The following is a 15,224-nucleotide window of genomic DNA, read 5'->3' as shown; positions in this document are numbered from 1 at the left end:
CGCGGCACGCCGGGTCATGGAATTCTCAACGAATTCCCAATACCGCGGGAAGAGAAGTGACCTGCATCACGTTTGCTTGACTGGCTGACAGCCAGCCCTCTTCTATTGGCGGCACGCGGCCCATGTCGACCGAGGGCGCGACGAATGCACACCGGGGGGTATGGCATTGCGTAGTCGACTGCCTTGACGCGCTGTTAGCGCATTCCGTCGTTCATCTTTCACCTTCTTTTTGCCGTCCGGCGCCAGCGTGTTCTCTCTTCCGCTGCCCGCGCCCGGTGCGGTCCCTTTCCCTTGAGGCGCGCAGCCGACTGCGCCGTACGGTCATGACGGCCTGCTCAGGCCCTTCGACCGCGGCCACCCGCGCCCTTCGGGAAATTCAGTTCTGAGATACGGAGGGGAATCCGACATGCCCTTGAACAGGGAATTCATCGGCCGCAGCTGGCGTGCCGCGGAAATCTATGAGGTGAGCCGCGAAAAACTCCGCGACTTCGCGGTCGCGATCGGCGAGACGCACCCGGCCTATCTGGACGAGGAAGCCGCGGTGAAGCACGGCTACCGCACCGTCATCGCACCGCCCACCTTCGCCACCACCCTGTGGTTCCGCATGGGCAACTGGCCCATGCTGGTACCCGAGTTCGGCAAGCAGAAGGACCCGGTCTGCGTCCTCGGTGACCAGCGCGTCACCCACCACCGGCGGATCCACGCCGGCGACCGGCTGTGGTTCACCACCACCGTTCGCGACATCCGCGACATCGGCCGGCACGAACTCTTCGAGATGGAACACCAGGTGACCTCGGAGGACGGCGAACCCGTCTGCACCGTCGTCGACCAGATGATTTCCCGCGGTTCCGCGGCACCGAAGGAGTAGCGGTCATGACCACCCAGGTCGATTACGACAATGTTCCGGTCGGAACGCGGCTGGCCGCTCAGGAATTTCAGCTCCTGCCGGTCCACGAAATCATGTACTGCGGTGCCTCCCTCGACTTCGTCGGCGTCCACTGGAACCCGCGCGTCGCGCGTTCCGTGGGAATGGATCACATCGTCGCCCACGGACCGCTGACCGAGGCGAAAGCGCTCCGCATCGTGCACGAATGGACCGGTGATCCCGGTTCCGTCGTCTCCCAGCACGCCCGATTCCACAAGCCGGTCCTTATACCCGACGACGGTGTGGGTGCCCGCTACCGCATCCACGGAACCGTGACCGAGAAACTGGCGGACCGGCGAGTCGTGGTCGAATTGACCGCGGTATCCCCGCAGGAAGAGGAATTGGTCACCGTACGCGCGGTAGTGCAACTCGCGTGAATGCCCCCGAGACCCCAAGGAGCTGACCCATGCGCACACTGCTCGTCGACAACCATGATTCCTACACCTTCAACCTCTTCCAGCTCATAGCCGAGGTCAACGGCGTCGACCCGGTCGTGGTCACCAACGACACCCCGATGCTGAAGACCCTCCGCCAGGGCGGGTTCGACAACATCGTCATCTCCCCGGGCCCGGGCCGCCCGCAGGAGTCCCGCGACCTCGGATACGTGCCCGACCTGCTGCGCCACACCGATCTGCCGGTCCTCGGCGTCTGCCTCGGCCACCAGGCCATCGCGCACGCCGCCGGCGCCGCCGTCGTCCCCGCCCCGCGGCCCCGCCACGGCCACCTCGCCACGGTCACCCACGACGGCGACGACCTCTTCGCCGCCGTCCCCCGGGAATTCACCGCGGTGCGCTATCACTCGCTGTGCGTCGAGGAGCCGCTGCCGCCGGAGCTGGAGGTCACCGCGCGCGCCGACGACGGCGTGATCATGGCGCTGCGCCACCGCGACCTCCCGCGCTGGGGCGTCCAGTTCCACCCCGAGTCCATCGCCTCGGAATACGGCCGGGAGATCCTCACCAACTTCCGCGACCTCACCCACGGCGTACGCGACGAGGCCCGTCACACCGCCCGCACCACCGCCCGCCCGGCCGCCCGGCGCGCGTCCGGCGCGCCCACCCACCAGTTGATCACCACCGTCCTGCCACGGGCCGTCGACACCGAAGCCGCCTTCGCCCGGCTGCACGCCGACGCCACGCACTGCTTCTGGCTCGACAGCAGCCGCGTCGAGGAGGGCCTGTCCCGCTTCTCCTTCCTGGGCGACGCCACCGGCCCGCTCAGCGAGATCCTCACCTACCGGCTGTCCGCGGGCGCGGTGAAGGTGCAGGACGCGGGCGGGCTCCGCCTGGAGAGCGGCTCGATCTTCGAGGTCCTCGACGCCCGCCTCAAGCAGCGCCGCCTCGACGCCCCCGACCTGCCCTTCGACCTCACCGGCGGCTACGTCGGCTACTTCGGCTACGAACTCAAGGCCGACTGCGGCGCGTCCCGGCGGCACGCCGCGGACACCCCCGACGCCGTCTGGATGTTCGCCGACCGGCTGATCGCCGTCGACCACCAGGAGCAGCGCACCTACGTGCTCGCCGTGCACACCGACGACGAGCAGCAGACCTTCGCCGCCAAGGAGTGGGTCGAGGCGACGGCGGAGCGGCTGACCGGCCTGGAGCCCCTCCCTGACGACGCGGGCGCCCGGCAGCCCGCCGACCGGGCCCCCGACGCGGCCCCGTACCTCGTCCGCGACCGGGCGGGCTACCTCGCCGACGTCGACGAGTGCCGCCGCCAGCTGGTCCGCGGCGAGAGCTACGAGATCTGCCTGACCGACAAGCTGCGGATGCCGCCCGTCGACGCCACCGCCGCCGCCGACCTGGCCTTCTACCGCCGGCTGCGGCGCGCCAACCCCGCCCCGTACTCCGCGCTGCTGCGGCTGGGCGGCACCACCGTCTTCAGCTCCTCGCCCGAGCGGTTCCTGCGCATCGAGCGCGACGGCACCGTCGAGAGCAAGCCCATCAAGGGCACCGCACCGCGCGACGCCGACCCCGTACGCGACCGGCAGCTCGCCGAGGAACTGGCCGCCGGCGCCAAGACGCAGGCCGAGAACCTGATGATCGTGGACCTGCTGCGCAACGACCTCGGGCAGGTCTGCGAGATCGGCAGCGTGCGGGTCGACCGCTACATGGCCGTCGAGTCCTACGCCACCGTCCACCAGCTCGTCTCCACCATCCAGGGCCGCCTCGGCGCCTCCGTCAGCGCCGTCGACTGCGTACGTCACTGCTTCCCCGGCGGCTCGATGACCGGCGCGCCCAAGCTGCGCACCATGGAGATCATCGACCGCCTGGAGACCGAGGCCCGCGGCATCTACTCCGGCGCGCTCGGCTACTTCGGCCTCTCCGGCGGCACCGACCTCAACATCGTGATCCGCACCGCGGTCCGCAACGGCGACGAGCTGACCATCGGCGCGGGCGGCGCCATCGTCCTCGACTCCGACCCCCAGGACGAGTACGAGGAGATGCTCCTCAAGGCCGCCGCCCCGCTGCGCGCCTGGCAGGCAGGACGATGAGCGAACGGCTCCGCTGGGACGACGCACAGGGCGCCCTGGTCCCCGCCGGCCCGCCCGGCACCGTCCACGCCATCGACTCCTGGCTGTGCGCCGAGGGCCGGGTGCGCGGGCTCCCGCTGCACCTGCGGCGGTTCGCCGCGGCCTCCGAGGCGCTCGGCGGACCGCCGGGCCCCCAGGTGCACGCCTTCTTCCAGGCGGTGGCGGAACGGCTGCCGACGGCCGGCAGCTGGTTCCCGCGCGTCGAACTCGCTGTGGAAAACCGGGAATTATGCCTCCGGCTGTGGATACGCCCGGCGCCCGCCCTCGGTGAGAACGTACGGTTGTGGACGGCCGAGGGCCCCGACCGCCGCAGCCGCCCCGACATCAAGGGCCTCGACCTCGACCGGCTCACCGCGCTGCGCGACGCGGCCCTGGCCGACGGCGCCGACGAGGCGCTGCTCCTCGACGCCGCCGGCCGCCTGGTGGAGGGCGCGACCACCAGCTTCCTGTGGTGGCGGGGAGACGTCCTGTGCACCCCGCCCGACACGCCCCGGCGGCTCGCCTCCGTCACCCGCGAGCTGCTCCTCGGCATCGCCGCCGCGCAGGGGGTCCGCACCGCCCACGAAACCCCCACGCCGCGTGCACTCGACGGTCTCGAAGTCTGGGCGGTCAACGCCCTGCACGGCATCCGACCCGTCACGCAATGGACATCCGCGCAGGTCAGCGCCGGACCGGCGATCCGCGCCCCGCGTTGGCGCGGCCATCTGAGCCGTCTGTCGCAGCCCGCCCCTTCCGCCCTCTCCACTAGGACGCCCGACCATGTCCAGCACACCCGTTAGCGCACCGGTCGCCCCCGGCGGCAGAGCCGGCCCGCCGCCGGCCTTCGAACGTGATCTGCTGCACCAGCTCACCAGGCGCTGGGGCAAGCGGGTCGCCGTCAAGAAGGACGAACTCGACCTCGACGGCCACTTCGACACCCAACTGCCCGACTTCCCCGACCACTTGGTGCCGCTGCTGGCGCTGCCCGGCGCCGCACCGCTGGACGCGGAGGCCCGGGGCCGGATCCTCTCCGCCTCCTGGATCGCGTACAACGCCAAGACCACCGCGATCGAGGACGAGGTCATCCTGCCCGCCTGCCGGCTGATGCTTCAGGACCACATCCCGGTCCGCCGGGACGAGGCCGCCGTCGCCGCACTGCACCAGACGATCATCGACGAGCACTACCACATCCTGATGTGCCAGAACGCGGCCTCGGTCACCCGGCGCCGCCGCGCGCTGGCCGACCTCGCCTTCGACCCGCAGGGCTGGTCGGTGGTGCGCGCCCTGGAGGAGCGCCGCCGCGAACTGACCGGCCCGGCCCGCGACCTGGTGGAGATCGCCTTCGCGCTGGCCGCGGAGACCACCATCAACGCGTTCCTCTCCACCATCTCCACCGAGTTCGGCATCCAGCCGATGAACCGCCTCACCGTCGATCTGCACCGCCGCGACGAGAGTGGCCACGCCGTGGTCTTCCGCGAACTGGCCGTCTCCCTCTACGGCGCGCTCTCCCCGGACGAACGCGAACTGTTCAAGGACGCGCTGGTCCAGGGCCTGGACGCCTTCCGGGCGCCGGACTTCGACCCCTGGGTCGGGGTGGCCGCCGCCGGCGGGATGGCCGTCACCGCCGACGAACTGTCCGACGCGGCCGCCGGCCGCCCGGCCGCCCCCAGGGACACCGGCCCCCTCCAGTCCCTCCTCGCCGACCTGGGACTCTCCGAGGACCTCGGCCCCGCCCTGGCCGTACCGGCCACCACCCCCGCGCGAAGGAGCTGAGGCGTGTACACCCTGACCGACGACCAGCAGGCGATCCGGCGGGCGGCCCGGGACTTCGCCGACGAGTACCTGGCCCCCGACGCCGCCGAGTGGGACCGCGAGAAGCACTTCCCGGTGGACGTGCTCCGCAAGGCCGCCGAGATCGGCATGGGCGGCGTCAACGTCCGTGAGGAGAGCGGGGGTTCGGGACTGACCCGGATGGACTCCGCGCTCGTCTTCGAGGCACTGGCCACCGGCTGCCCGACCATCTCGGCGTACCTCTCGATCCACAACATGGTCGCCTGGATGATCGACACCTACGGCACCCCCGCCCAGCGCGACCAATGGCTGCCGCTGCTGTGCTCCATGGAGCACCTCGCCAGCTACTGCCTGACCGAACCGGAGGCCGGATCGGACGCCGCCGCGCTGCGCACCCGCGCCGTACGGGACGGTGACAGCTACGTCGTCACCGGCGTCAAGCAGTTCATCTCCGGCGCCGCGTCCTCCCAGGTCTACCTGGTGATGGTGCGCACCCATGAGGCCGGGGCCCGGGGCATCACCGCCCTCCTGATCGACAAGGACACCCCGGGGCTGTCCTTCGGCCCCAACGAACGCAAGATGGGCTGGAACGCCCAGCCCACCCGGCAGGTGATCCTCGACGAGGTCCGGGTCCCCGTCAGCCACCGCCTCGGCCAGGAGGGCGAGGGCTTCAAGATCGCCATGCACGGCCTCAACGGCGGCCGGCTGAACATCGCGGCCTGCTCGCTCGGCGGCGCCCGCACCGCCCTCGACCGCAGCATCAGCCACCTCAGCCAGCGCGAGGCGTTCGGCGACAAGCTGGCCAACCGCCAGGCCCTGCAGTTCCAACTGGCCGACATGGCCACGGAACTGGAGGCGGCCAAGACCATGCTCTGGCAGGCCGCCGCCGCCCTGGACGCCGGCGACCCGCGCGCCGTCGAACTGTGCGCCATGGCCAAGCGCTTCGTCACCGACGCCGGCTTCCACGTCGCCAACCAGGCCCTCCAGCTGCACGGCGGCTACGGCTACCTCGCCGAGTACGGCCTGGAGAAGATCGTCCGCGACCTCCGTGTCCACCAGATCCTGGAGGGCACCAACGAGATCATGCGGCTGATCATCGCCCGGAGCGTGGTGGGCACGGCGGCCTGAGCGACGGGCGGAGTGCCGCACCCCGGACCGCGGCGGCGGCGTCCGATGAGCAGACCGGACGCCGCCGCCGCTCACCCTCAGGCCGGCGAGGTGACCGCCCGGCCGAGATGCCGGGCGAAGAACCGGACCGCGCTGTCGACCTCGAACCTGGGGAAGGCGACGTGCTCGCCCGCGTTGGCGTGCAACGTCTTCTCCTTCGAGGCGAAGGCGTCGAACAGCGCGAGGCCGGCCTCGCGCGGGATGCGCTCGTCGTCCCACTGCAGGTCGAACTCGATCGGGACGGTGATCCGCCGTGCCTTCTCGAACAGGGCGTCGGGCCACATCAGGCCGAGGACCGCGGCCGTGATCCTGGGCTCGACCGCCACCAGCGGCACCCCGATCGCGGTGCCCATGGCGATGCCGAGGTAGCCCACCGGCCCCTCGGCGCCGATCTCCGGAAGTTCCTGAAGGGCGTCCAGGGTCGCCCGGTACTCGGGTACGGCGAGCTCCGCCAGGCGGGCGTTGTAGCGGACGACGATCGGCCCTTCCGGCTCGCCCGCGGCCTGCGCCCGGCGCAGCTCGGCGATCTCCTGCTCGTCGTACGCGGTGCGCGGCCGGTCGCCGTGACCGGGCGCGTCGATGACGGCGACATGGAAGCCGCAGCCGGTCACGAGGCTGTGTGCCCGGCCCGTCATCGCCGGATGCTTCTTGTGGGCGCCGCCGCCGTGGCCCATTAGGACCAGGGGCGCGCGCTCGGCGCCGGAGGCCGGCGACCAGAGAACTCCGGGGACGTCGCCCACGGTGAAGTCGCGCTCGATCATGCCGTTCGACGACGACTCGGCGGTGAACTGCAAAGAGTGCATGGGTGTTGCCTTTCGGGAGTGCCTTGTTGTCGAGGCGCTCCCGGCGACACCTGCGTCAGCCGCCGGCCGTGACGGGAAGGGGGAGCACCCACATCGCTACAGCGTTCATGGGTCTCACCTCCTCGGGCGGTGTCACGGTCAACAGCAAGCTACCGGCCCGGTCCCCACCCCTCCACTCCTTTTCCTGGTCCCCTTCGGCACGCAGGCCGGAGCCGCTGTCCGTACAGCGGAGATTGACCAGCGGGATCTGTTCCAGCCTGTGGATGCCGGTGGAGCGAGCCGCGTCCTGACCCTCACGGGAGGTCCCCCTCGTCCGGGTCGTCCGGGGCGGGCAGCCGCCCGCCCCGGCTGTCCGCGACGCGCAATACGTCACCGAGGGCGGCGGTGGTCCGCTTCAGCGTCACCCGGAGCGTCAGCGGCCCGGCCGCCGGGTCCTCCAACACGTCCTCCGCGTCGGCCAGTACGGCGGCGGCGTCGCGCATCTGCTCCGCCTCCATCGCGTCGGCCTTCCGGGAGAGGAAGCCGCCCGGATTGTCGGTACTCAGGAAGCACGGCCTCCCGGCCGGGGTCGACCACGGCAGCAACCGCATTGCGGAGCCGGGGAGTTGAGGGTTGTCGGGGTCGTAGGTCATCGCGCGATCACCAGCGTCCGGCGCCGCACCTGCCGCGTCTGTCGCCTGCGTCGTTCCCAGCGCTCCCGTCGTTCGTCGGGCGTCAGCAGGTAGGGCCGGACGAGGTCCGCGTCCTCCCCGCGTAACGGGACCTCGGGCCCCCGCCATACGGGTACGTACACCGGCGCGACGTACACCGCCGCGGTGGCCGGCACACCGACGGGCGCGCGGTGGCGCCCCCTGGCGGGAAACAGCAGACGCAGCAGCGCGTCGCGGAGCCGGGCGATAGGTTTGCTCATGTCGTCAACCTCTGGGGGTTGGTGGCCACGCCCCCGGGCCGTCGCTAGCGGTCGCGGGGGTCTTTGCGTACAGCCTCCAATGTCAGTGACGACGAGTAGTCTCGCCAGTACTCAGAGTGTGACGAGTCTTTTCGCACAAGGGGGTTGGGGCATGGGCAGTACGTACGGGGACTGGCTCCGCGAACAACGGGAAGCGGCGGGCCTGACCCAGCAGCAGTTGGCCGACGCGGCGGTGATGACCCGCTCGCACATCGCGCACATCGAGGCGGGTCGCCGGATCCCGTCGAAGGAGGACGCGCGACGGCTGGACAAGGCGCTGGATACGGGGAATGTGCTGAGCAGTTTTCTGCCGCAGAGTGACTCGACGATTGCTGATCACTTCGGGGCGGCGAGACAACTGGAGCAACAAGCCACGATGATTCGTGAGTTCGCTCTCTCCTTCATGCCTGGAATCCTGCAGACGGAGGAGTACGCGCGAGCGGTTCTCGGGGCGGCCTACCCTCCACGGAATGACGAGGAACGTGACCGAGCCCTCGTCACGCGACTCGAGCGCGCGAAGATCCTTGACGACTCGGTGACTCCGGCGGTCTGGGCCATGCTGGACGAGGCGGTGTTGCGCCGAGGGGTCGGCGGCAAGAGCGTCATGGCCGAACAGATCATGCACGTCGTACGCCTCGCCGAACGAGGCCGTGTGCGGGTGCATGTGGTGCCGTTCGGGCTGGGGATGCATCCGCTCCTGGCCGGAATGGTCTCGCTCATGTGGTTCGAGGATCAACCGCCGGTTGCCTACACAGAAGGTGTGCGTATGGGGCGGCTTCACGATTCGCCGGACCTGGTTCACCGCATCCAGTGCGCCTACGATCTCACGCTGGGAGAGGCACTGCCGATGAGGGATTCAATTGCCCTCATGCGTGAGACAGCAAAGGAATACGGACACCATGACTGATCACACCATCCCAAGCGCCGCCATATCGAGCGGCTGGCGCAAGTCGTCATACAGCGGCCCCGATAACGACAGCTGCCTGGAGGTCCTGGACGGCCACCCCGCCGGCGTGCCCGTCCGGGACTCCAAGAACCCGCATGGCGCCGCACTCGTCTTCCCGGCCGCCGCCTGGGCCTCGTTCGTTACGGCTGTCAAAAAGCAGGAGTTGGCGAGGCGTGCCTGATCCCGTCGTTCTGCGGACTTTGACGCGATCGGGCTGGCGCAAGTCGTCCTACAGCGGGAATGACGGGGGAAGCTGCCTGGAGGTCCAGGACAATCACCCCTCCGGGGTCCCCGTTCGCGACTCCAAGAACCCGCACGGCGCCGCACTCGTCTTCCCGGCAGCCGCCTGGGATTCATTCGTCACCGTCGTGAAGGACGGAGGATTCGCGCACCATGCCTGAGCACCACATGCTGCAAGCCGCTGCTCTGACCGGTTGGCGCAAGTCGTCGTACAGCGGGGCCGAAGGGGGGAGCTGCATAGAAGTCCTGGACGGCTACCCCGCCGGCGTGCCCGTCCGGGACTCCAAGGATTCGCACGGGCCGGCGGTCGTCTTCCCGGCAGCGGCCTGGCGGGTGTTCGTCGCGGCCGTGAAGGGCTCGGCTACGGTCTGATCGCCGTCGCCTTGAAGAACGTGTAGTGGAAGGTGCCGCCGGGCTCCGCGGTGCGGCGTAGGTCGATGAGGCCGCGGTCCCAGTCGGCTGCTGTCGTCAGGCCGGTGCGCAGGGCCTCGGTGCGTACGGACTCGATCATGGCGATGAAGGTCCTGCGGGTGAAGCCGTCGACGAGTGCCGGGCGGCTGCTGTCGGCGTAGACCGTACGCGGCTGTACCGCGACGTCACGGAAGTCGGCGGCGGTGAGGAGCGGGTGCAGCGACCGCCCCAGGAGGGCGTTGCCGCCGGCCGCCGACTGGAGGTGCACCTGGTGGGCGATGACCTGGTGGGCACGGCGGCTGTCCGGGTGGAAGAGCGCCGAACCGTGGTCGCCCTCGATCGCGGTGAGGGTGCCGCCGGGGCGCAGTACGCGGCGGAGTTCGGTCAGGGCCCGTGCCGGGTCCCGCAGGTGTTCCAGGACGAAGCAGGCGAAGAGGTGGTCGAAGTGGCCATCGGGGTACGGCAGTTGGCGGAGATCGGCACGGAGCCAGGTGACGTCGGCCGCGGGGGCCTGGGCGGCGACACGGTCGCGGGCCTGGGTGAGGGACTCCTCGGACAGGTCGACGGCGGTGATCCGCGCCCCGGGGCTGCTGTGGGCCAGGTGGACGGTCTGCGCGCCGACGCCGCAGCCGGCCTCCAGCACCCGGCTGCCGGCGGGGTACGCCGTGCCGGCGTGCAGCAGCGTGACGAGGGTGTCGGCCTGGTCGCCGAGGCGGTGGGCCTCGCGGGGCGAATAGCCGTGTACGTAGGCGGAGTCGGGCGTGCTGAGCGAGGTAGGCATGTGCTCACGGTGCCGCGGACAATGGACCGGTGCACAGGTCCAAAGGGGAGCAGTTCGGAAGGTCCATAAGTGCCGCCGGGGGCGACGCTGCCGGGGTGTCCGACTTTCTGCAGTTGGACATGGGGGAGGCGCCCGCGGGCGGGCGTGCCGACTGGTTGGCCGGGCAGCTGCGGCGGGCGGTCGCGGACGGGCGGCTGCCGGTGGGGAGCAAACTGCCCGCGACCCGGGTGCTCGCCGCCGAGCTGCGGGTTTCCCGGGGGGTGGTCACCGAGGCGTACCGGCGGCTGGGCGAGGACGGGCAGTTGGCCGGGCGGGGGCGGGGCGGCACGGTCGTGGTGGCCGCGCCCGCGACGGCCGCGGGGGAGAGGGGGGACAGGACGGAGCGGGCGCCGGCTGCGGGGCGTGCGCCGGGAGTGCCGTTCGCGAAGGTGCCCGGTGCGGACGTCTTCGATGCGCTGCGGGCCGCGCCCGCCCGTATCGATCTGTCGCCCGGCGTGCCGGACCTGGCCGCGTTCCCCCGCGCGGCGTGGCTGCGGGCCGAGCGGGCGGTGCTCGCGGAGCTCCCGGCGGCCGAGTTCGGGTACGGGGACCCGCGCGGCACCCCCGCGCTGCGCCGGGCGGTCGCCGACTGGCTGGCTCGCTACCGCGGGATCAGGGCGGATCCGGACGAGGTGCTGATCGTCTCCGGTACCGCGCAGGCGCTCGGACTGATCGCCCAGGTGTACTCCCGCGACGGCATCCGCGCGGTCGCGGTGGAGGACCCCGGCTCGCTCGGGGTGCGGCAGCACCTCGCCCATTGGGGGGTCGCGACCCCGCCGGTGCCGGTCGACGAGGAGGGGATACGGGTCGATGCGCTGCGGGCGGGCGGCGCGCGGGCGGTGCTGCTCACCCCGGCCCACCAGTTCCCCACCGGGGTGGTGCTCGGCGGCGGCCGGCGGCGGGAGCTGATGGGCTGGGCGGCGGAGGGTGGCCTGATCGTCGAGGACGACTACGACGCCGAGCACCGCTACGACCGGGCGCCGGTCCCCGCCCTGCGCTCCCTGCTGCCCGGGCAGGTCTGTTACGCGGGCAGCGTCTCCAAGCTGCTGGCGCCCGCGCTGCGGGTGGGCTGGCTGCTGGCGCCGGCGGCGTACCGGGAGGCGTTCGTGGAGGCCAAGCGGTTCGCGGATCTCGGCAACGCCGTACTGCCGCAGCTGGTGCTGGCCCGGCTGATGGAGTCGGGTGAGCTGGAGCGCGGGCTTCGGCTGCTGCGGAGGCGCCATCGCCGCCGCCGGGACGCCATGAGCGCGGCGATCGCGGACCACCTGCCGGGCGCGACCGTGCACGGCGCCGCGGCGGGGCTGCATCTGACGGTCACCTTCGGGGCCGAGGCCGTGCCCGGGGCCGATACGGAGCTGGCCGCGGCCGCCCTGGCCCGGGGCGTCAAGGTCCATCCGCTGTCCTGGCACGCCCAACGCCCGTACCGCGCGGGCCTGGTGCTCGGCTATGCGGCGCGCTCGCCGGGGGAGATCGAGGCGGGCGTGGCCGTCCTCGGCGAGGTGCTGGCGCGGCGCGGCGGCGGGGTGCGGCGCCGGTGACCCGGCGGTGCTCGGGCCGGACCGGGCACGGGGGCGGGGCGTGCCCGGAGCGGCCGCCGGTCGTCCGGCGGATGACCCACCGGGGTCAGGGTTCGACGACCTCCCCGTGGGCGCTGGACGGGGACAGGATGGCCGTCGGGGTGACCGCGCCGGCGAAGCTGACCTCATAGCCGTGGTTGAGCAGGATGAGCGTCAGGGTGAGCGTCTCGTTCACCCGGGCGACGCCCTGGGCGTCGGTGTTGGCGATGCCCAGGACGTTGCTGCCGGCCTTGAACAGGATCGGCTGGTTGGGCACCGGAAGGCCGGTGACCTGGTCGGTCAGCGTGGCCGTCAGGAACGGGAAGTACACGTGCGGCGGGAACAGCTTGCTCAGCGCCGGGGTCGCGGTCAGCGAGGTGGCGTGGACGGGGACGACGTAGGTGAAGCCGCCCACCAGAGTGGTGCTGCCACCAGGGGTGGTGACGGTGACGTCCGCGGGGCCGGCCGCCCCGGGCGGAGTGGTCGCGGTGAGCTGCGTACCGGTGGAGTTGACCGTCACGCCGGTCGCGGGGTTGCCGCCGATGTCGACGCTCGCCCCGGTCAGGTTGGTGCCGGTGATCGTCACCACCGTGCCGCCCGTGATGGGCCCCTGGTTGGGGGTGATGCTGCTGATCGTCGGGGGGAACTGGATGACGCTGACGCTGGCCGAGGCGATGTTGGTGACGTAGACCTTGTTGTTGGGGGCGACCACCAGGGCGATCGGCTGGCTGCCGACCGGGATCGGGGCGCCGACGGTGGTGTTGGTGGTGGTGTCGATCACCGACACGTTGTTGGAGCCGCGGTTGGCCGTGTAGGCGTTGCCGTCGGGGCCGACCGTGATGCCCCACGGGTTGGTGCCGACGGGGATCGTGGTGATGATCGTGTCCGTGGTCGTGTCGATCACGGACACGTTGTTCGCCCCGATGTTGGCGACGTAGGCGTTGCCGTTGGGGGCGATCGCCACGAAGTTCGGCTGGTTGAGGCCGGGGATCGTGGTGAGGACGGTGGCGGTGGCGGTGTTGATCACCGTCACGCTGTTGCCGTTCCGGTTGGCGACGTACGCCTTGCCGTTGGGGGCGACCGCGATGCCGACCGGGCCGCTGCCGGTGGGGATCGCGGCGCCGACGGCGGCGTTGGTGGTGGTGTCGATCTCCTGCACGCTGTTCGCCCCGAAACGGCTGACGTAGACGTTGCCGCTGGGGATGACCGCCGCCGCGGCGGGGCCGCCGCTGAGGGGGATCGTGGTGAGGACGGTGCTGGTGGCGGTGTTGATGACCGTCACGTTGTTGGAGATGTTGTTGGGGACGTAGGCGTTGCCGTTGGGAGCAACCGTCAGCCAGGCCGGTGTGGTGCCGGTGGGGATGGCGGCGCCGATGACGGTGTCCGTGGCGGTGTCGATGGTGAACACGTTGTTCGACCCGGAGTTGGCGACGTAGAGGTCGCCGTTGGGGATGAACGCCAGCCCGACCGGGTTGCTGCCGACGGGAATCGGCGCGATGGCCAGGATGGCGAGAGCCGGACCCGCCGCCCGGCTCACCTCGTGTGCCTCGGCGGTCGGCGGCAGCTGGCCGGGCAGCGAGACCGCCCGCAGCAGCTCCTGTGTCGGTGCCTGAAGACTCGTGCTCATGGGGACCCCTTCGGTGGGGGCCGCCCGGCCGCTGCACCCCCCTGCCGCCAAGCCCTCACGCGGGCACCGGCACAGGTACAGAGATCCCGCTCCGGGGTGTTGCACCCAAAGGCACACGTCACGAAACGCGACAGGCTGCGCATCCCCGAGGAGGGATGGGCAGCCCATTGGTTCGGTATCGCTTTCGTTCCCGCGCCGCGGGTGACGGAAACCTGCGCAGTGGGACAATCGGGGCGCGGGCAAGGCCACTTCGGCGTCCGGTCCCGCGGCGGCCCGGGAGTGAACCAGCCGGGAGTGAACTAGCGGAACGGCAGCGGGCGGCCCTTCTCGGACTCCGGGCGCGGGCCGAAGATGCGGCGCTCGGCCTCCGTGATCGGCACGTCGTGGATGCCGGCCTCGCGGCGGCGCATCAGGCCCTGGTCGTCGAACTCCCACAGCTCGTTGCCGTAGCTGCGCCACCACTGGCCGTCGGTGTCACGGCTCTCGTACTGGAAGCGCACCGCGATGCGGTCGCCGCTGTACGACCAGAGTTCCTTGCGGAGGGCGTAGTCCAGCTCGCGGGCCCACTTCCGGCGCAGGAAGGCGACGATCTCGTCGCGGCCGGCGAGGAAGGTGTCGCGGTTCCGCCAGACCGAGTCCTCGGTGTAGGCGAGTGCCACCTTCTCCGGATCGCGGGTGTTCCACGCGTCCTCGGCGGCCTGCACCTTCCGGAGCGCGCTCTGCTCGTCGAACGGGGGGAGGGGCGGGCGGGGTGCCATGGCGGGTCCTTGTCTCCGTACCGTGGAGAACGGGCGTTCTCCGCTTCGTCGGCTAGTGTAGAGAACGATCGTTCTCGCGCAAGGCCGAAACCGTCGGGGAGTCATGGACCAGGAAGAAGCCCGCACGCGGATACTCGACGCCGCGGAGCGGCTGTTCTACGCGCGCGGGATTCAGGCCGTCGGCATGGACGAGCTGCGCACCGCCGCCGGCGTCTCGCTCAAGCGCCTCTATCAGTGCTTTCCCGCCAAGCACGACCTCGTCGAGGCATATCTGCGGCGGCGGGACGCCCGGTGGCGGGCCGCGCTCGCGGAGTACGTCGAGGGGCACGCCGGGGCGCCCGGGGGGCGGCCGCTCGCGGTCTTCGACTGGCTGCACGGCTGGTTCGCCGCGCCGGACTTCCGCGGCTGCGCCTTCCTCAACTCCTTCGGGGAGCTGGGGGACTCGGGCGGGGTCGGCCGCGTCGCCAGGGAGCACAAGCGGGCCCTGCTGGGGTATCTGACCGGACTCGTGGGTGCGCTGCCGGTGGCCGAACCGGAAGCGGTGGCCGCGCAGTTGGCGCTGCTCGTCGACGGGGCGATCAGCACCGCGGCGCTCACCGGCGACCCCGCGGCCGCCCGGCACGCCCGTACCGCGGCGGAAAGCCTGCTGGCGGCGGCGGGCGCACGCGAGGCGTGACGCACCACCGCCGCCGGATCCGGGCCGGTCGTCCGCCGGCCCCGGG

At 71.3% G+C, this 15,224-nt stretch carries 18 protein-coding genes; 12 read left to right on the top strand and 6 right to left on the bottom strand.

Features of this window, described 5'->3' with window-relative positions:
• Nucleotides 1-406 precede the first annotated feature (406 nt).
• Genes SL103_RS34495 through SL103_RS34470 form a run of 6 tightly spaced genes read left to right on the top strand, consistent with a single transcriptional unit; the run spans nucleotide 407 to nucleotide 6,353 of the window.
• A complete protein-coding gene (locus tag SL103_RS34495) occupies nucleotides 407-868 on the top strand; it encodes an FAS1-like dehydratase domain-containing protein (RefSeq protein WP_069572928.1) in 462 nt (153 codons plus the stop codon).
• 5 nt (nucleotides 869-873) lie between these two features.
• Nucleotides 874-1,302, top strand: a complete 429-nt coding sequence (locus tag SL103_RS34490; RefSeq protein WP_069572926.1) for a MaoC/PaaZ C-terminal domain-containing protein — start codon at nucleotides 874-876, stop codon at nucleotides 1,300-1,302.
• 29 nt (nucleotides 1,303-1,331) lie between these two features.
• Complete coding sequence (gene pabB / locus SL103_RS34485; protein ID WP_069572923.1) at nucleotides 1,332-3,416, top strand: aminodeoxychorismate synthase component I; 2,085 nt, start codon at nucleotides 1,332-1,334, stop codon at nucleotides 3,414-3,416.
• Nucleotides 3,413-4,234, top strand: coding sequence for an aminotransferase class IV (locus SL103_RS34480; protein ID WP_069572922.1), 822 nt, complete (start codon nucleotides 3,413-3,415; stop codon nucleotides 4,232-4,234). Before pabB ends, SL103_RS34480 begins: the two co-directional genes overlap by 4 nt.
• Nucleotides 4,215-5,207: a diiron oxygenase gene (locus SL103_RS34475; RefSeq protein WP_069572920.1), complete on the top strand. Its 993-nt coding sequence runs from the start codon at nucleotides 4,215-4,217 to the stop codon at nucleotides 5,205-5,207. Before SL103_RS34480 ends, SL103_RS34475 begins: the two co-directional genes overlap by 20 nt.
• Before the next feature lie 3 nt (nucleotides 5,208-5,210).
• On the top strand, nucleotides 5,211-6,353 hold the full coding sequence (locus SL103_RS34470) for an acyl-CoA dehydrogenase family protein (RefSeq protein ID WP_069572918.1): 1,143 nt from the start codon (nucleotides 5,211-5,213) through the stop codon (nucleotides 6,351-6,353).
• A 77-nt stretch (nucleotides 6,354-6,430) separates the two neighbouring features.
• Here the strand turns inward: SL103_RS34470 and SL103_RS34465 are convergent, their stop codons facing one another.
• The 3 genes from SL103_RS34465 to SL103_RS34455 form a co-directional block, all read right to left on the bottom strand.
• The gene (locus SL103_RS34465) at nucleotides 6,431-7,195 is read right to left on the bottom strand and encodes an alpha/beta hydrolase (RefSeq protein WP_069572916.1); all 765 of its coding nucleotides are present in this window, start codon (nucleotides 7,193-7,195) and stop codon (nucleotides 6,431-6,433) included.
• 293 nt (nucleotides 7,196-7,488) lie between these two features.
• Nucleotides 7,489-7,827 (bottom strand): hypothetical protein, encoded by a 339-nt coding sequence (locus SL103_RS34460; RefSeq protein WP_069572914.1) that lies wholly within the window; start codon nucleotides 7,825-7,827, stop codon nucleotides 7,489-7,491.
• Nucleotides 7,824-8,105 (bottom strand): hypothetical protein, encoded by a 282-nt coding sequence (locus SL103_RS34455; protein ID WP_069572912.1) that lies wholly within the window; start codon nucleotides 8,103-8,105, stop codon nucleotides 7,824-7,826. Before SL103_RS34455 ends, SL103_RS34460 begins: the two co-directional genes overlap by 4 nt.
• 151 nt (nucleotides 8,106-8,256) lie before the next feature.
• On the opposite strand from SL103_RS34455, the gene SL103_RS34450 reads away from it, so the two are divergent.
• Genes SL103_RS34450 through SL103_RS34440 form a run of 4 tightly spaced genes read left to right on the top strand, consistent with a single transcriptional unit; the run spans nucleotide 8,257 to nucleotide 9,702 of the window.
• Nucleotides 8,257-9,051 (top strand): helix-turn-helix domain-containing protein, encoded by a 795-nt coding sequence (locus tag SL103_RS34450; RefSeq protein ID WP_069572910.1) that lies wholly within the window; start codon nucleotides 8,257-8,259, stop codon nucleotides 9,049-9,051.
• Nucleotides 9,044-9,271 (top strand): DUF397 domain-containing protein, encoded by a 228-nt coding sequence (locus SL103_RS34445; RefSeq protein WP_069572909.1) that lies wholly within the window; start codon nucleotides 9,044-9,046, stop codon nucleotides 9,269-9,271. Before SL103_RS34450 ends, SL103_RS34445 begins: the two co-directional genes overlap by 8 nt.
• Nucleotides 9,186-9,491, top strand: coding sequence for a DUF397 domain-containing protein (locus tag SL103_RS36695; protein ID WP_079146136.1), 306 nt, complete (start codon nucleotides 9,186-9,188; stop codon nucleotides 9,489-9,491). The genes SL103_RS34445 and SL103_RS36695 overlap by 86 nt, the downstream gene beginning before the upstream one ends.
• The gene (locus SL103_RS34440; protein WP_069572907.1) at nucleotides 9,484-9,702 is read left to right on the top strand and encodes a DUF397 domain-containing protein; all 219 of its coding nucleotides are present in this window, start codon (nucleotides 9,484-9,486) and stop codon (nucleotides 9,700-9,702) included. The genes SL103_RS36695 and SL103_RS34440 overlap by 8 nt, the downstream gene beginning before the upstream one ends.
• On the opposite strand, the gene SL103_RS34435 is transcribed toward SL103_RS34440, so the two are convergent.
• Entirely contained in the window at nucleotides 9,692-10,522 is an 831-nt protein-coding gene (locus SL103_RS34435) for a methyltransferase domain-containing protein (RefSeq protein WP_069572905.1), read from the bottom strand. The genes SL103_RS34440 and SL103_RS34435 overlap by 11 nt on opposite strands.
• A 119-nt stretch (nucleotides 10,523-10,641) precedes the next feature.
• Here SL103_RS34435 and SL103_RS34430 point away from each other — a divergent pair, with 119 nt between their 5' ends.
• Nucleotides 10,642-12,099, top strand: a complete 1,458-nt coding sequence (locus SL103_RS34430) for a PLP-dependent aminotransferase family protein (RefSeq protein ID WP_079146342.1) — start codon at nucleotides 10,642-10,644, stop codon at nucleotides 12,097-12,099.
• Nucleotides 12,100-12,184: 85 nt separating this feature from the next.
• On the opposite strand, the gene SL103_RS34425 is transcribed toward SL103_RS34430, so the two are convergent.
• Together SL103_RS34425 and SL103_RS34420 are read right to left on the bottom strand one after the other, a co-directional pair.
• Entirely contained in the window at nucleotides 12,185-13,744 is a 1,560-nt protein-coding gene (locus SL103_RS34425) for an IPT/TIG domain-containing protein (protein ID WP_069572904.1), read from the bottom strand.
• A 299-nt stretch (nucleotides 13,745-14,043) separates the two neighbouring features.
• Nucleotides 14,044-14,502 (bottom strand): nuclear transport factor 2 family protein, encoded by a 459-nt coding sequence (locus tag SL103_RS34420; RefSeq protein ID WP_069572902.1) that lies wholly within the window; start codon nucleotides 14,500-14,502, stop codon nucleotides 14,044-14,046.
• A gap of 103 nt (nucleotides 14,503-14,605) precedes the next feature.
• On the opposite strand from SL103_RS34420, the gene SL103_RS34415 reads away from it, so the two are divergent.
• The gene (locus tag SL103_RS34415) at nucleotides 14,606-15,178 is read left to right on the top strand and encodes a TetR/AcrR family transcriptional regulator (RefSeq protein ID WP_069572900.1); all 573 of its coding nucleotides are present in this window, start codon (nucleotides 14,606-14,608) and stop codon (nucleotides 15,176-15,178) included.
• Nucleotides 15,179-15,224 lie beyond the last annotated feature (46 nt).

Origin of the sequence: Streptomyces lydicus, assembly GCF_001729485.1 — a bacterium.
Classification (GTDB): domain Bacteria; phylum Actinomycetota; class Actinomycetes; order Streptomycetales; family Streptomycetaceae; genus Streptomyces; species Streptomyces lydicus_D.
The sequence above is the reverse complement of the archived record's forward strand: the minus strand, read 5'-3'. Positions and strand labels throughout refer to the sequence as shown.

Bases quoted from the DNA above. Each gene is read 5' to 3' on its own strand.
- SL103_RS34450 (WP_069572910.1), top strand. From the start codon at position 8,257: ATGGGCAGTACGTACGGGGACTGGCTCCGCGAACAACGGGAAGCGGCG.
- SL103_RS34495 (WP_069572928.1), top strand. From the start codon at position 407: ATGCCCTTGAACAGGGAATTCATCGGCCGCAGCTGGCGTGCCGCGGAA.
- SL103_RS34415 (WP_069572900.1), top strand. From the start codon at position 14,606: ATGGACCAGGAAGAAGCCCGCACGCGGATACTCGACGCCGCGGAGCGG.
- SL103_RS34480 (WP_069572922.1), top strand. From the start codon at position 3,413: ATGAGCGAACGGCTCCGCTGGGACGACGCACAGGGCGCCCTGGTCCCC.
- pabB (WP_069572923.1), top strand. From the start codon at position 1,332: ATGCGCACACTGCTCGTCGACAACCATGATTCCTACACCTTCAACCTC.
- SL103_RS34440 (WP_069572907.1), top strand. From the start codon at position 9,484: ATGCCTGAGCACCACATGCTGCAAGCCGCTGCTCTGACCGGTTGGCGC.
- SL103_RS34460 (WP_069572914.1), bottom strand. From the start codon at position 7,827: ATGACCTACGACCCCGACAACCCTCAACTCCCCGGCTCCGCAATGCGG.
- SL103_RS34455 (WP_069572912.1), bottom strand. From the start codon at position 8,105: ATGAGCAAACCTATCGCCCGGCTCCGCGACGCGCTGCTGCGTCTGCTG.
- SL103_RS34465 (WP_069572916.1), bottom strand. From the start codon at position 7,195: ATGCACTCTTTGCAGTTCACCGCCGAGTCGTCGTCGAACGGCATGATC.
- SL103_RS34475 (WP_069572920.1), top strand. From the start codon at position 4,215: ATGTCCAGCACACCCGTTAGCGCACCGGTCGCCCCCGGCGGCAGAGCC.
- SL103_RS34420 (WP_069572902.1), bottom strand. From the start codon at position 14,502: ATGGCACCCCGCCCGCCCCTCCCCCCGTTCGACGAGCAGAGCGCGCTC.
- SL103_RS34490 (WP_069572926.1), top strand. From the start codon at position 874: ATGACCACCCAGGTCGATTACGACAATGTTCCGGTCGGAACGCGGCTG.
- SL103_RS36695 (WP_079146136.1), top strand. From the start codon at position 9,186: ATGGCGCCGCACTCGTCTTCCCGGCCGCCGCCTGGGCCTCGTTCGTTA.
- SL103_RS34425 (WP_069572904.1), bottom strand. From the start codon at position 13,744: ATGAGCACGAGTCTTCAGGCACCGACACAGGAGCTGCTGCGGGCGGTC.
- SL103_RS34435 (WP_069572905.1), bottom strand. From the start codon at position 10,522: ATGCCTACCTCGCTCAGCACGCCCGACTCCGCCTACGTACACGGCTAT.
- SL103_RS34445 (WP_069572909.1), top strand. From the start codon at position 9,044: ATGACTGATCACACCATCCCAAGCGCCGCCATATCGAGCGGCTGGCGC.
- SL103_RS34430 (WP_079146342.1), top strand. From the start codon at position 10,642: ATGGGGGAGGCGCCCGCGGGCGGGCGTGCCGACTGGTTGGCCGGGCAG.